This window comes from Vibrio sp. V39_P1S14PM300, assembly GCF_009904765.1.
GTDB classification, from domain to species: domain Bacteria; phylum Pseudomonadota; class Gammaproteobacteria; order Enterobacterales; family Vibrionaceae; genus Vibrio; species Vibrio proteolyticus.
This window is the reverse complement of sequence record NZ_WXWP01000020.1, coordinates 1-13,542: the sequence shown is the minus strand read 5'-3', so window position 1 is coordinate 13,542 and position 13,542 is coordinate 1. Positions and strand designations below refer to the sequence as shown.

16 protein-coding genes are annotated in these 13,542 nt (G+C 50.7%); 10 read left to right on the top strand and 6 right to left on the bottom strand.

All coding sequences use genetic code 11. From position 1 onward, the window contains the following. Window positions 1-131 precede the first annotated feature (131 nt). A complete protein-coding gene (locus CAG65_RS01200) occupies window positions 132-1,676 on the bottom strand; it encodes a phospholipase D family protein (RefSeq protein WP_161451601.1) in 1,545 nt (514 codons plus the stop codon). A 194-nt stretch (window positions 1,677-1,870) separates the two neighbouring features. Between CAG65_RS01200 and CAG65_RS01195 the strand changes: the two genes are divergently transcribed. Beyond that, complete coding sequence (locus CAG65_RS01195; protein ID WP_021704874.1) at window positions 1,871-2,722, top strand: tetratricopeptide repeat protein; 852 nt, start codon at window positions 1,871-1,873, stop codon at window positions 2,720-2,722. Between the two features lie 42 nt (window positions 2,723-2,764). On the opposite strand, the gene CAG65_RS01190 is transcribed toward CAG65_RS01195, so the two are convergent. Beyond that, the gene (locus CAG65_RS01190; RefSeq protein WP_161451599.1) at window positions 2,765-3,433 is read right to left on the bottom strand and encodes a pyridoxamine 5'-phosphate oxidase family protein; all 669 of its coding nucleotides are present in this window, start codon (window positions 3,431-3,433) and stop codon (window positions 2,765-2,767) included. Between the two features lie 91 nt (window positions 3,434-3,524). Between CAG65_RS01190 and pdxR the strand changes: the two genes are divergently transcribed. Then, window positions 3,525-4,946, top strand: a complete 1,422-nt coding sequence (gene pdxR / locus CAG65_RS01185) for a MocR-like pyridoxine biosynthesis transcription factor PdxR (protein WP_161451597.1) — start codon at window positions 3,525-3,527, stop codon at window positions 4,944-4,946. Between the two features lie 39 nt (window positions 4,947-4,985). After that, entirely contained in the window at window positions 4,986-5,744 is a 759-nt protein-coding gene (locus CAG65_RS01180) for a class II glutamine amidotransferase (protein WP_161451595.1), read from the top strand. A 4-nt stretch (window positions 5,745-5,748) separates the two neighbouring features. Here CAG65_RS01180 and yjeH read toward each other — a convergent pair whose 3' ends face one another. Further along, complete coding sequence (gene yjeH, locus CAG65_RS01175) at window positions 5,749-7,008, bottom strand: L-methionine/branched-chain amino acid transporter (protein WP_161451593.1); 1,260 nt, start codon at window positions 7,006-7,008, stop codon at window positions 5,749-5,751. A 204-nt stretch (window positions 7,009-7,212) separates the two neighbouring features. On the opposite strand from yjeH, the gene CAG65_RS01170 reads away from it, so the two are divergent. The 7 genes from CAG65_RS01170 to yddG all read left to right on the top strand — a co-directional run bounded on the left by CAG65_RS01170 (window position 7,213) and on the right by yddG (window position 11,872). After that, window positions 7,213-7,665, top strand: coding sequence for an Lrp/AsnC family transcriptional regulator (locus CAG65_RS01170; RefSeq protein WP_161451591.1), 453 nt, complete (start codon window positions 7,213-7,215; stop codon window positions 7,663-7,665). Further along, window positions 7,662-8,039: a nuclear transport factor 2 family protein gene (locus tag CAG65_RS01165; protein WP_161451589.1), complete on the top strand. Its 378-nt coding sequence runs from the start codon at window positions 7,662-7,664 to the stop codon at window positions 8,037-8,039. The genes CAG65_RS01170 and CAG65_RS01165 overlap by 4 nt, the downstream gene beginning before the upstream one ends. Further along, complete coding sequence (locus CAG65_RS01160) at window positions 8,029-8,949, top strand: LysR family transcriptional regulator (protein ID WP_161451587.1); 921 nt, start codon at window positions 8,029-8,031, stop codon at window positions 8,947-8,949. The genes CAG65_RS01165 and CAG65_RS01160 overlap by 11 nt, the downstream gene beginning before the upstream one ends. An 81-nt stretch (window positions 8,950-9,030) precedes the next feature. Beyond that, window positions 9,031-9,645: a LysE family translocator gene (locus tag CAG65_RS01155; RefSeq protein WP_161451585.1), complete on the top strand. Its 615-nt coding sequence runs from the start codon at window positions 9,031-9,033 to the stop codon at window positions 9,643-9,645. 112 nt (window positions 9,646-9,757) lie between these two features. Further along, window positions 9,758-10,156 (top strand): OsmC family protein, encoded by a 399-nt coding sequence (locus CAG65_RS01150; protein WP_021704865.1) that lies wholly within the window; start codon window positions 9,758-9,760, stop codon window positions 10,154-10,156. A 182-nt stretch (window positions 10,157-10,338) separates the two neighbouring features. Then, entirely contained in the window at window positions 10,339-10,899 is a 561-nt protein-coding gene (locus CAG65_RS01145) for a sugar O-acetyltransferase (protein ID WP_021704864.1), read from the top strand. Between the two features lie 43 nt (window positions 10,900-10,942). Continuing rightward, the gene (gene yddG / locus CAG65_RS01140) at window positions 10,943-11,872 is read left to right on the top strand and encodes an aromatic amino acid DMT transporter YddG (protein ID WP_161451605.1); all 930 of its coding nucleotides are present in this window, start codon (window positions 10,943-10,945) and stop codon (window positions 11,870-11,872) included. Here the strand turns inward: yddG and CAG65_RS01135 are convergent, their stop codons facing one another. The 3 genes from CAG65_RS01135 to CAG65_RS01125 form a co-directional block, all read right to left on the bottom strand. Beyond that, window positions 11,873-12,352 carry a L,D-transpeptidase family protein gene (locus CAG65_RS01135; protein WP_021704862.1) on the bottom strand — a complete coding sequence of 160 codons (480 nt, stop codon included), beginning with the start codon at window positions 12,350-12,352 and terminating at the stop codon, window positions 11,873-11,875. A gap of 383 nt (window positions 12,353-12,735) precedes the next feature. Next, complete coding sequence (locus CAG65_RS01130) at window positions 12,736-12,960, bottom strand: helix-turn-helix domain-containing protein (RefSeq protein ID WP_021704861.1); 225 nt, start codon at window positions 12,958-12,960, stop codon at window positions 12,736-12,738. An 8-nt stretch (window positions 12,961-12,968) separates the two neighbouring features. After that, complete coding sequence (locus tag CAG65_RS01125) at window positions 12,969-13,487, bottom strand: DUF2975 domain-containing protein (RefSeq protein WP_161451603.1); 519 nt, start codon at window positions 13,485-13,487, stop codon at window positions 12,969-12,971. Between the last annotated feature and the right edge of the window lie 55 nt (window positions 13,488-13,542).

Below are 13,542 nucleotides of genomic sequence, written 5' to 3'. Positions count from 1 at the left end.
GCTTATACTTCTGCGTCTCATGCCCCTTACACTGAGCAAACCGACAAAGCTTAATCCTGCTTTGTAATTGGAAACTCTCTATATCTTACTGATATGTTGGCTCTGCACTTGCAGAGCCATTTTTTTAGCCGCTAAAGCTGATCTTCTATCGGTAAAATTCCGGAAAACCAGGCGCCGATGCGTCGCCAGAGACTGGCGTCCGGTTCGCTGGTGTACAACGTTTCGGTTGCAGCGTCACGCCAGACGATATCGCCGTCCTGCCATAACACCTGATAGGCGACCTCGGGTAACGACTGAATAAACTGCTCCGATTGTTGCGAGACATACTCTGGTTGTGTGAGTACCACGGCCATTTCCGTGTTCAGCAGGGCTGAGCGTGGATCCCAATTCATAGAACCAACGAACAGTTTTTGGTTATCCATCAACATCACCTTCGCATGCAAGCTGGACCGACTGCTGCCGGTCATACTCCAGCGGTTATTTTGTTTGCTGGTGGATTTGGTTTCCCAAAGCTGAACACCGCCTTTTACCAATTGTTCACGATATTTGGCATACCAGCCATGCACGGCAAACACATCGTTAGAAGCCAGTGAGTTGGTGACGATGATGATGTTTTTGCCAGACTGCACGGCCCTGATCAATTGTTGGGTGCCGGACTCGGTCGGGACAAAATAAGGCGAAATCAAGATCAAAGAATGCTCCACATCGGCCAGCAAAGATTTAAGCTGTAATACCAGTTGGCTGTCTTGTCCTTCGAGTTTGCTCGGAACGTCGTACAGCAGCTGCGCTGGTCCCCAGTGCAGAGGAAGATGGCCCTGACGTAGCTGATGGTATAGTGGCAGTCGGGTAAAGTCGTAGATGCCGTGAGAGAACTTGTCGGCAATTTTTGTCTTGTCGAGCCATTGTTGCACTTCTGCGGGCGTGTATGGTCTGGCGTCTGGATATATCCACTCCATCGGAATGGCGTAGTCACTGTTCCAGTACAGGTCGAATTGATCCGCAATCTGCTCGACCGTGTTGCCATGCAGCAGCACATCAAAATCACCAAACTCAACATCCGACAGGTAAGAGAAATACTCATTGCCAATATTGCGCCCACCGACGATGGAGGCGACGTTGTCGGCTGTCAGAGACTTATTATGCATACGCTGATTCAGCCGGTCGAAATCACCCAGGAAACTCAGTCCACGAGAGTGACGGTTTTTATGTGGATTAAACAGGCGGATTTCGATGTTCGGATGCGCATTGAGGTAGGCCATGGCTTTGTCGCTGCGTGCCTGCATGTCATCCAGCAGCAGCCTCACCCGCACGCCACGCTCTGCGGCTTTGTATAAACGCCACGTGAGGAGTTGGCTGGTCTCATCGTTACGATAGATGTAGTACTGGAGATCGAGGCTTTTCTGTGCGGTTTCGATCAACGCCAACCGGGTCAGAAGTGCGTCGTGGCCTTTATTCAAGGGCAGAAAACCGGACTCTCGGGTGAGGTCATGGCCATGTTCGGTGGGCTTAAAATAGTGGTCGAGACGTGAGTCTTGTTGATACCCAAAGTGGTAGCTCAGCTTCTTTTGGGCGTCGTCAGGCAACGTCACCGAGCTGCAGCCGTTGAGCACAAACAAACAGGTACTAAAAAATAAGGTGTAAAGGCAACGCCAACGAACTTCAAACAACGGGCTCATCCTTGTGTCTAAATGAGTTCTTTTGGCCACTATAGCAAAGCAGAACGCTAGCTTGAGTGATGTGCCGTCGATTTTGCACAGCTTCACCACTTTGTTCTGATTTGGTAGGATTTTTATTCGAAAAGTGGATTCACAGGCGTTGGATTTGTTAGTGTGGTGATAACTCAACTGAAAAAATACAAAAAGGAATAACGATGAGAACAATCAGCCTGTTATTTGCCGTCTTTGTTAGCTGTTTCTTGTCTGTTGCCCAAGCCGAGGAAAAAAAATACTCAGAGAGCGACTTGTTGGATCGTCCGTTAATGGAGCGCTACATTATGGACGAGCTGAAATCTTTGCGTCAGGAGCAGCAAGATCTCGAGCGTCGTCTCACTGTGCAGATCACTGACCGTGAGCTGGCGGTTGCCGATAAATCACTGAACTATGCCAACGTCACGGTTACTTATTTCTTCTACATTATTGCCGGAGTGGCTTCGCTGATCGCTTTGATCGGCTGGCAGTCGATGAAAGAGATCAAAAACAACACCAAAGATTTGGCGGATAAACGACTGAATAAAATTGCGTTGGAGTACGAAAAGAAATTCGTGGCGCTGGAACGCGACTTGAAGCGTAAGACCCGCATCATCACTGAAAACAACAAAGAAATTGAGATCATTAACGAAATTCATAATTTGTGGTTACGCGCGCAAAGCATGCCAACGCCGGAGCAACGAGTTGAAGTGTATGACGAAATCCTCAAGATCCGTCCGGGTGACCTGGAAGCTTTGACGTACAAAGCCGATGCGGTCATGGAGATGAAAGAGTACTACTGGGCGTTGAGTATGTGTAACCGGGTACTGGAGCTGGATGGTAAAAATGGCCCGGCTTTGTATCAGCGTTCGTGTGCGTTTGCCCGATTAGGTGCGGAAGAGCAGGCGATTGAAGACTTAGTGCACGCCATCGAGGTGAGCCCGTCGATCAAAGATTTGCTCAACGAAGAACCGGATTTGGAATCATTGCACGGGCATCCGACGTTCGATGCTCTGCTTCGACCGGAGGACGAGTAACAGACCTTGAAAAAGGAGCTGAAAGGCTCCTTTTTTATTGGATTAATCAACTGGATAATTGACCCACCTTGAACCATACGCCCGGCTGTAATCCGGCGTTTCCGGTATCGTGGTCATGGTTGGGCTCGGGACCAATGGGCCAACAACCGTACGATAGGGCACAATGCCAGCCCAAACCGGCAAGTCCATGTCGGCAGCATCATCATTCACATCAGAGCAACTGATTTTCACCGATGCTTCAGACAGTGGCATGCTCAGAACCACGGTTGCCGTCAGCTCTTTTTCATTTCCGGTTCGGGCCTCGGCACTTCTGCCGGGGGCAATCTGTTCGACGAAATGATTGAGTAAGCGATCTTTTTCCTCGTTGTCCTCTATTTCTTCGAATTGGCCGAACACCACTGCAGAGCGGTAATGCGCGCTGTGGTGGAACGTTGACCGGGCCAGTACCCAGCCGTCAAACAACGTAAAAGTCAGGCAGGTGGAATTGCCCTGTTTGAGCTGGCGAATGAGGCGACTGTTGCGTGCGCCGTGGATATAGATTCGTTGTCCGACTCGCCAAGTTAGCATAGGGATCACCACGGGGCCATGCGCTTCGGTAATTGCAATGTGTGCCAACAGGCTCTCGTCGATGATCGCGTGAAGCTGTTGGGTGTCGAGCACAGTTTTGTGAACGGATTTTTTGATTTCAGTGCGTTGGGTTTGCGATAGCATGATCAGTCCTCGTTGATGGCTTCTGATTGGCAATGTAAGTGCAAACTGGTACTTTTATGAGTGCCAGTTTTTAATTTTTTATAGGTCCAATTTGCAGCCAATTGAAATTGGTGATCTGGTTCTGGCCGACGGACCGGAGAACCTGCAGAGCAAACTATTCCACGCGGTGCGCCTAAAAATCGTCGGTCAGTTGTGGCCGACTGCAGGGCGTTTGCCGTCAACGCGTAAGATGGCTGCCGAGCTTGGGCTGAGCCGCAATACCGTGGTCGCAGCCTATGAACAGCTGGTGGCGGAAGGCTATATCGAGAGCCGGCGCGGCGCCGGATTTTTTGTCGCGGTGACGTTGCCGGAACAGTATTTTAATCCCGGTGATTCTACGGTAGGTGCTCAAGACACGCACCGACCGCCAGGGGATGTGAATGCCCCGTTTGCGCCTGGTGTGCCTGATTTGGCCCAATTCCCACTGGCGAAATGGAACCGGTGCCTGCAACGTCATGTCGGCCGGGTCAATCTGTTGGGCAATCAACCGATTCAGGGAAGCATGGAATTACGTTCTGCGCTGGCTGCTTATCTGGCCAGCAGCCGCTCTGTACATTGTCATGCCGATAGGATCATTATTACGTCGGGTGCCCAGCAGGCATTGGCTATTGCCTTGATGGCCACGGTACCAAAGGGGGAGTCCGTGCTGATGGAGCAGCCCGGTTATACTCAGATGACCAAAGTGCTTGAGTTGAATAGTTTGAACCTGGAGCCGTTGCCGGTCCGTGCGCGCAGTGGATTGGAGATTGAAACCGCGTTGCAAAGTCATGCCCGCGCTTTGTATGTGACGCCCAGCAATCAGTACCCAATGGGCACGACGTTGAACACCGAGCAGCGACTCACCCTGATTGAATGGGCTCGCATCCGAAAAAGTTGGATCATCGAGGACGACTATGACAGCGAATTTCAGTTCGCTCACCGGCCGTACACCAGCTTACAGGGGCTCGCAGCTCAGGTGGGATGCGATGAGCGTGTGTTGTACGTCGGTTCGTTCAGCAAAGTCATGTTTAACGGGCTGCGGATAGGGTATCTGGTGGTACCTGCGTCCTTGGTGGAGAGCTGTGTGGCAATGAAGGATGCGCTCAGTGGTGACTCCCCGGCACACACTCAGGCCGCGCTGGCGGAGTTTATTGCCGTGGGAGACCTGCAGCGTCATATCCGCAAAATGCGCCGGTTGTACAAACAAAAGCACCAGAGGGTATGCGAAGCGATTGGCCGCTACCTGCCTTCGGTCAGTGTCATCAGTCAGGCTGCTGGTCTGCATGTGACACTCAAGTGGCGCAACGGTCCGGATGAGCGGACTGTGTGTCATAGGGCAAAGAAGGCCGATATCATTCTGCGTCCTCTCAGTTACTATGAACATGATTGTGCAGAATTACGCCACTGGTATGGTGCGGTTCTCGGGTTTGGCAATACCGCACTGGATCAAATCGAGCCGCAGATCATGCGGCTTGCCAGGGTTTTTGAAACGTGATTTATTGGATGCCTCTCTTAGTCTAACAGGAAAGCGATTATGTGCCGCTGGTTGGCGTATCAGGGACGCCCGATTTATCTTGATGAACTGGTGTATGAACCAGAGCATTCGTTAGTACATCAGAGCCTCGAAGCTCGTAAAGCGGTCACGCGTGTCAATGCAGACGGGTTTGGTCTCGGCTGGTACACAGAACGGGCTACGCCCGGCCAGTTTCATGAAGTCTTGCCGGCGTGGGGCGATGAGAATTTACGTTCTCTGACTCACCATATTCGTTCACATCGATTTATGGCCCATGTTCGCTCCTCTACGGGGACCTCCGTCTCTCGTTCAAATTGTCACCCGTTCATTCTCGATAACTGGATGTTTCTGCATAATGGCCAGATAGGCGGGTATTCACAGGTCAAGTACGCGCTTGAACGGCAACTGCCGGAAGCTTTGTATTTGCAGCGTCGAGGCAGCACAGACAGTGAACTGATTTTTCTATTAGCGATGAACAATGGTTTGCGTGAAGACCCGGTCGCCGCAATCCGCAAAACCATTGATGACATTGAGTCGATTATGGCGGAAAAGGGCGTTGATCAGCCGTTCAAAGCGTCGATGTGCCTGTCTGATGGGGACGGCTTCTGGGTGGTGCGTTACAGCACCGATAAGGAGCCGCCGACCGTGTTTATCAGAGCGGAAGAGGAAAATATAGCGCTGGCTTCTGAGCCACTGGAAAGTGACGGAAGCTGGTGTAAAGTGTCGCCACAAACGCTGACGTGTATTCGTGGCAACCAGGTCGTCAGTGAGTTGTTGTAATTGTTCAGGTGGCTTCCGTGGGCGTTTTTCTCAGCCACCGTTCCCAAGGAAGTGACAGGGCCGCAAACACACTCAATGCGTAGAGCATTGACCAGCCTAGGCAAATAAACACGCCGGTACAAAGCAAGAGCGAAACCATCGCCATGCCTCGGGCGATACCGCGCAGCAGTTTACATGCGGCGAGCATGGCCAACAGATAAATCAGAACGAATATGCTGTTGGCCAGCTTAAGGAAGAACTCCAGATCCAGACCTGAGAGGGCACCCATCACACACGACAGCATCAAAACGGCACCAACAAACAGCGTTGCATTGGCTGGCACACCACGGATGGATACGCGTGCGATAGCGCTGTGTGGACGATATTCACGTGCTTGCGCCCAGACCATGCGCGACAGACTTTGTGTGTAGAGGTTGACGCTGGCGAAGCACGCGGAAAACCCGACAACGCTGATCAGCGTTTTAAAGCCATCGCCAAACAGTTGCTCACTTAGCCAGGGAATCGACGCACTGTCGAGCTCAGCTGTGCCGTAAGCACCGAATTTGAGGATCACGACTGAACATGCCCAGTAGGTGGCTCCGGCCACAAAACAACCGACAACGATCGCAATAGGGAAATCGCGCTGCGGATTTTTAAACTCTTCCCCCATGTGCGCAAACGCTTCGATACCGACAAAGCACCAGAACATCACTCCCAATGCCGCACCTATCGGCCACCAGGACTCGCCATCCAGAGTTGGCATGTGCAGATCTTGCGTGGTGACGTTGCCTTGCCATAAAAACGCACCGACCAGTGCAAAAATGCTCAGGGCAATCAGCGTTTGCAGTCGACCAGACGATTTCGTCCCCATCAGGTTGACCAGAATCAGCAATGCGACCGTTAGGCTTTGTGCCAGCAACGCGTGATTCAGAGCCTCAGGGAGCAATTGTTGCAAGAAACTGGCCGCCAGAGCGATAGCGGCGGGGACTCCGACGGGGATTACGCTGACAAATAGCCAGGCCACGCTGCGTTCAAGTTTACTGTTAAAGGCTTTACGGACAAAATAGGCAGTACCGCCTGCACTCGGGTAGCGTTTACCCAATTGTGCAAACGTCAACGCGATTGGGCAAATAGCCACAAACAGAATCAGCCAGGCCCAAAGTGAGAGATGACCTGCGATCCCTGCGGCAATCGCGGGGATCATAAACAGCCCGGTGCCCATCAGAGTAGTGGAAAGCTGCCCGATGCCAGACAGTAAAGTGATGTCCTGTTTCAACTGACTCATTGTTATTGTTGTCTCCGTAAGATCCGTATTCGCCAAGAGTACCCGCTTCTCCGCGGAAACTCAGTAACCAAAATGACGGAGTTATCTGTCAATATGACGTTTTGGTTGCCGATTTTCGCCACATTGTCGGCTTTTCTGCATCGAGAATTTGTGTCACATTACCTGGACTCAACAGGATAAGTTGAGCGATTACAGGAAGTCATAATGGACAAATTCGATCACCAAATCATCCACATTCTCAAACACAATGCCCGGAGCTCGGTGAGTGAAATTGCCCGGGATGTCAACTTGTCCCGTTCAGCGGTGACTGCGCGAATCCGCAAGCTGGAAAACGATCAGGTTATTCTCGGCTATCACGCCAACATTGTAACCGACAAGCCGACGGAGATGATTTGTGCTTATCTGGCGATTAAGTTTGATACGTCCGGCTCTTCGCATCAATGTGAAGCGTATGCGGCAGATATTTATCAGATCGATGGCGTGAAATGGTGCCATGCCATCAGTGGTGAGACAGACATGATGCTTTACGTTGAGGTACCCACTATGAACCGCCTCAACGCAATCCGCGACCAGTTGCAACAAATTCCGGAACTGCGCCATCTGATGACACATACTGTGCTGACGGAATTCTTCAATACCACCAAGGGGCAAGCATGAATGCGCAACAGACCGCCGAGGCCTATTGGCAAGCGATGCAGAGCAATGATTTTTATCTGGCGGCGAACTGTCTGTCAGCAGATGTGGAGATTCATTGGCCTCAAAGTGGTGAGAGAATTACAGGGCGCGACAATTTTGCTGAGTTGAATTCTGCGTATCCGGCGGAAGGTCGCTGGACTTTTGTCATCAATTGTATCGTGGCAGATGGACAACAGGTCGTCACGGATGTCACCGTGTCGGACGGGAAGCGTACCGACACCGCAATCACCTTTCACACCGTTGAACAAGGCCTGATCCGACGCCAGGTTGAATACTGGCCAGAAAATTATCCGGCTCCGAAATGGCGCAAGCCCTGGGTGGAATATGTTGGGTAACATTAACCTGAATTTATTGCGCTCTTTGCACGTTTTGCTGGAAGAGTGTCACGTCAGCCGTGCGGCCCAGCGCCTGAATATCACTCAGTCGGCGGTGAGTCGTCAACTGGCGCAATTACGCGATTTATGCGGAGACCCCTTGCTGGTGCGGGACGGTAATTTGCTCTTACCAACGCCCAGGGCCACAGCACTCAAGTACAAACTGGACGCGTTGCTGGGTGAGTTTGAGCACTTGCTGGATGACAAACCGTTTGAGCCGCAGCAATGGCAGAGTGAAGTAGTGCTCGCATCCAGTGATTACGTTGCGCAGTACATCCTGCCTGATATTGCACGCACCATTAAAGCGCAGGCCCCAGATGTGGATATTGCTTACCGATTATGGGATCCGTCTTATCTAGATCACTTGCACGATACCGGGATCCAACTGGCATCCACCATGCTGCCTCGACAGCCTGAACAGGTCAGCAGCCTCAAACTGGGGGAAGATAAGTCAGTGTGCCTTATGAGTGCCCAGCATCCGCTTTGCGCTCGCAGTGCGATCACCACGGACGATCTGTTGCGTTATGCGCACATTAAAGTCACCGGAGGCGGCGATAAAGATGCGTCCACGGACATAGTGCTGAAAGCATTGGGAGTAAAACGTCGAATTGCACTTAAAGTACCGTTTTTTTCCGCTGCAATTAATACGCTCCAGGGCAGTGACTTGCTGATGGTCGTGCCTGAGCATATCGCCATCAATCTTTCTAAACATGCGCCCTTGCAACATAGGCCCTTGCCGTTTGATACGGAGACACACCAGTACTGGCTGATGTGGCACCCAAAATATGACAACGACAGTGCGCACCGCTGGATGCGTGAGCAAGTGTATCTGATGATGCGTCAGTCGCCTTATTCTATTGGTATGATTTAAAATCATGGCCTTTATGAAAAACTTTGATTTCTATTTATGTCCTGATTTGAGCAATGATGCTGCTATCAGGAGGACACATCTATGACTTTTACTATCTGGCTATCGCTTTTTACCGTTTGTCTGTTGGGAGCGATGTCTCCCGGTCCCAGTTTAGCAATGGTCGCGAAGCACAGCCTTGCCGGTGGGCGGGCGAACGGCCTTGCGACGGCATGGGCCCACGCATTGGGGATTGGGATATATGCGTTTATCACCCTCATTGGCCTCGCGGTGGTGTTGCACCAGTCGCCTTTGTTGTTCAAAACCATCAGTTATGCGGGCGCGTTGTATCTGGTTTATCTGGGGTGGAATGCGTTACGCTCAAAAGGTGGTGTGGCGGCCAAACTGGAATCCGGTGAAACCACTACGCTATGGCAGTCAGCCAAAGAAGGTTTTTTGATTTCTTTACTTAGCCCTAAAATCGCGTTGTTTTTTATCGCCTTGTTCAGTCAATTTGTTGCGGTGGGAAATGATTTCGGTAGCAAAGCAGTCATTGTTGCCACGCCACTGGTGGTTGATGGATTGTGGTATACGCTGCTCACTTTCTTACTTTCCAGCCCCCGCTTGCTGGATCGAGTGCGGACGAAAGCACAGTTGATCGACCGGCTTTCCGGTGTGGTATTGATTTTATTAGCTGCGCGGGTCGTGTGGATGACCTGATGGTCTTTCTCCTATCTGGCCATTACTGGGGTAGGAGAGGTAAAGCCTCGTGTGGATAAGCTCACCTGTGCTACAGTTGTCCGATGGTATTGCTGTTGAATGAGAGAAAGAGATGCAAGCTGAAGTTAAGTGGATTGAAGAGTTTAAATTTCTGGGTCAATCGCAGTCTGGCCACTCTGTGGTGATGGATGGCAACGGCGGCGCAACAGCGCCAAGCCCAATGGAGATGGTGTTGATGGCGGCCGGTGGCTGCAGCTCTGTGGATGTGGTTGATGGACTCAAAGAAGCGGGCCAGCAAGTGACGGCGTGTACCGCAAAGCTGACCACACAGCGTCGTGAAACCGCGCCGCGCATTTTTACTCAGGTTAACATTCATTTTGTTGTCTCGGGTCACGAGCTGGATGCCGATGTGGTCGCTCAGGTTGCGGCCAACTCATTAGAGAAGTATTGCTCCGTGTGTCTGATGCTCGGACAAGGTGTCGAGATGACGCACAGCTGGGAAATTGTCTGAGCCACTTAGCGTTAATCCACACATTGATTCAAAAGCCGGGTGTGTTACCCGGCTTTTTTGTTCTCGTTGATGACTCGCTCTAATTACGGATGTAAAACTTGCCAAAGTTTTCTCTGTTTCTGTTCGGTTAAGCGGGTATGCTCTCGGTTCCTGTCTAAATCTCGCAAAGTAGGAGAGTGAGCATGACTGAATTTGAAAAAATGACTTCCGGTGAGCTGTTTGACGGAGGTGATGAGAGTATCAACGTGGTGCGGGACAAAGCCAGCGAACTCGGTCGTGACCTCAATCAGACCAGTGACGAGGATACTCGCCGTGCCATTCTCAACGACTTGTTGGCGCAGTTTGGTGAAGGCAGTGTGATTCGCTCTCCTTTTTGTTGTGAGTTTGGCCAGACGATTTCCATTGGCCACAACACCTTTATCAATATGAATGCCACCATGTTGGATGGTGCGCACATTACCATTGGCAATCATGTTCTTATCGGACCGAATGCGCAGTTTTACACCGCAGGCCATTCTCTGGACTATCGTCGCCGTCGCACCTGGGAAACTTTTTGTCAGCCGATTGTGGTGGAGGATGATGTCTGGATCGGTGGCAATGTGGTGATCAATCAGGGAGTCACGATCGGTGCACGTTCCGTGATTGCAGCGAATTCAGTCGTGACGCGTGATGTGCCGCCTGACAGCCTAGTTGGGGGGACTCCGGCAAAACTGATTCGTCGATTGACAGAAAACGATTCTTAACGCAAGGTGAGAGTTTGCTTGCGGTTGTTTGAGTTGTAGTGTGTTGAATCAGTATAAATTTACTCTGTATGGCGTTGCGGCCGTGCTTCTCTGGAGCTCCATGTTAGGGTTTGCCCGCAAAGTGGCGGAGCAGCTCGGACCAATTGGTGGCGCAGCCTGGATTTATACCGTTGCCTCGGTGTTTTTGTTGATCGTTATTGGTGTGCCGAAGTGGCGTAATTTATCCTGGCGTTATGTATTGATTGGCGGCGGGTTATTTGCTGCTTACGAGGTGTGTCTGGCGTTGTCGCTCGGGATGGCCAATGATCGTCATCAGGCAATGCAGATGGCGGTGATCAACTATCTGTGGCCGGCTCTGACGGTATTACTGGCGGTGATCGTCAGTAATAAGAAAACCAATATTCTGGTTTATCCGAGCGTGGCCCTGGCATTTATTGGTGTCGCCTGGACGATCACCGGAGATGAAGGCCTGTCGGTGGTGAAGCTGGCGGCCAGTGTTGCCACGAACCCCCTGACGTACTCGCTGGCATTCATTGGTGCCTTTCTCTGGGCGATTTATTGCAACGTTACGAAACGCCTGTCCGGGGGCCAAAACGCGATCACGCTGTTTTTTGCTATGACGGCAGTCTCCTTGTGGACCCAGTATGCGTTCAGTGATGAAACCGGCATGACGTTCTCACTCTCTGCGGCGGGCAATGTATTGTGGACCGGTATAGTGATGGGGGGAGGTTATGCGTTGTGGAATATTGCTATTTTGGGTGGCAATATGGTCTTACTCGCGACCCTGTCTTACTTCACGCCAATCTTCTCCACGTTGCTGTCGTCCGTGATATTAGGCGTGGCATTGACGGGCAGTTTCTGGCAGGGGGTGCTGATGGTGACGATTGGGTCGTTGATCTGCTGGTGGGTGACACGAGACAAGCGCAGCCAGGCTGCTGACAGCCCGGCATCGGCTCAAAGTAACGCGTCCTGATCACCACTCAATATCAATGGGTGTTCCGGCTTGAACCAGTGATAAGAACTCGTCCATTTCTTCATTGGTGATTGCGATGCATCCATTGGTCCAGTCAAAGCTCTGGACAAAATCCGGATTCACTTTATCACCATTTTTAAGACCATGGATCTTGATATTACCACCAGGCCGGTAGCCCAAACGATGGGAGTAGTCGACGTCGTGCTGATTTGGGTAAGTGATATGAATGGAACGATAAAAGTCGGAGTCGTTCATCACAAAATCAAGTTGGTAACGACCTTCCGGTGTCCGGCTGTCGCCTTCACGAACTTTGTGTCCTCTTGGACGTTTTCCCAATGCAATACGATACTCTCGAATGATCTCATCGTCTTTCAACAGATACATCCGTCGTTTCGACTTGTCGACTTTCACTAAGTCGACGGCTGCCAGTGCGGGCGCGCAAAACAGGCTAATGAGAAAAGAATAAACTAAAAATCTCACGGCAAATTTTTCTTGTTGGTTTGTTAAAATTATTCATTCTGACAAGGCTGAAGGCCTTACAGGTAAAGTATGATACGACAATCCAGATATGGGAAGAAAGCACAACGCTGACAGGAATTTTACTCAATCTTTATAATGGCTCGTAAGATATTGAAACAAAACTAAAGTATGAGTAGAGAAAAATTTCAGTTTTATAAAATCTCAGCTTGTCGCAGATATGCAACTATTTACAAGACTGATTGCATACGCATCAGGTGCCTTTGTCACAAAGGGGGAAAGCCCTGATGCGTTTGATTTGAATCGCAGAATACAACGCCAGTTCCTGACGAAAAAAGCCCGCAACACAGGGCTGCGGGTTAAATGGCAGTGGATACCATTTGAAATTAAGGCGTTGGGTTATCCTGATCGTCTACGTATTCGAGCAGATCGCCAGGTTGGCACTCAAGCACTTCACACAGTTTTTCCAGCGTAGGCAGACGAATGGCCTTAGCTTTACCGTTTTTGAGTATGGACAAGTTCGCTTCGGTAATGTCGACGGCTTGTGCGAGGGTTTTCAGACGCATTTTGCGCTTCGCCATCATAACGTCCAAATTGATTCGAATAGACATGAGACTCCTTAAATCGTCAGGCGGCTTTCATCCGCGAGATCATGTCCTTCTCGCATGACCCAAGAGATGATCAGAATGATGACACCTAACACCAGCGTTAAAAAATCCAACCCTTGAAATGATAAGGTGACCATGCGTTCTCCCGGTGGATTATTAAACGAGAGAATCACTGATATCAGTGCGCCGTGGATGATAGAGCCCCCCACCCAGTAAAACAAGCAACGTCCCAACTTTTGATAGCAAATGGCGTTGTCCAGAGTGAAGATTTCGTGATGTTCGTAGTTGCGGAATAAGCGGATTAACACACTAAGTGCGTACATCAAGATAGCGCACAGCAGTAAACTGGCGCCTGCGGCGAACAGCCGTGTCATTGCGGTCAGTGGCTGTTGCGTGTACTCACTGAAGTCGTAGCTCAACTCGACAATACCAAAACGGGTGAGAACATCGTACGTTGTTCCGACGGTAAGCCAGTAATAGCAGACTGCGATTGGAGTCACGGTCAGAAAGAACTGGAAGAATTGTCTGATACGGCGGCTTGTGTCTGAATTTTATTCATGAAGGTTTTCCTTTGTCATTCTGATA

Bases quoted from the DNA above. Each gene is read 5' to 3' on its own strand.
- CAG65_RS01200 (WP_161451601.1), bottom strand. From the start codon at position 1,676: ATGAGCCCGTTGTTTGAAGTTCGTTGGCGTTGCCTTTACACCTTATTT.
- CAG65_RS01195 (WP_021704874.1), top strand. From the start codon at position 1,871: ATGAGAACAATCAGCCTGTTATTTGCCGTCTTTGTTAGCTGTTTCTTG.
- CAG65_RS01190 (WP_161451599.1), bottom strand. From the start codon at position 3,433: ATGCTATCGCAAACCCAACGCACTGAAATCAAAAAATCCGTTCACAAA.
- CAG65_RS01180 (WP_161451595.1), top strand. From the start codon at position 4,986: ATGTGCCGCTGGTTGGCGTATCAGGGACGCCCGATTTATCTTGATGAA.
- yjeH (WP_161451593.1), bottom strand. From the start codon at position 7,008: ATGAGTCAGTTGAAACAGGACATCACTTTACTGTCTGGCATCGGGCAG.
- CAG65_RS01170 (WP_161451591.1), top strand. From the start codon at position 7,213: ATGGACAAATTCGATCACCAAATCATCCACATTCTCAAACACAATGCC.
- CAG65_RS01165 (WP_161451589.1), top strand. From the start codon at position 7,662: ATGAATGCGCAACAGACCGCCGAGGCCTATTGGCAAGCGATGCAGAGC.
- CAG65_RS01160 (WP_161451587.1), top strand. From the start codon at position 8,029: ATGTTGGGTAACATTAACCTGAATTTATTGCGCTCTTTGCACGTTTTG.
- CAG65_RS01155 (WP_161451585.1), top strand. From the start codon at position 9,031: ATGACTTTTACTATCTGGCTATCGCTTTTTACCGTTTGTCTGTTGGGA.
- CAG65_RS01150 (WP_021704865.1), top strand. From the start codon at position 9,758: ATGCAAGCTGAAGTTAAGTGGATTGAAGAGTTTAAATTTCTGGGTCAA.
- CAG65_RS01145 (WP_021704864.1), top strand. From the start codon at position 10,339: ATGACTGAATTTGAAAAAATGACTTCCGGTGAGCTGTTTGACGGAGGT.
- CAG65_RS01130 (WP_021704861.1), bottom strand. From the start codon at position 12,960: ATGTCTATTCGAATCAATTTGGACGTTATGATGGCGAAGCGCAAAATG.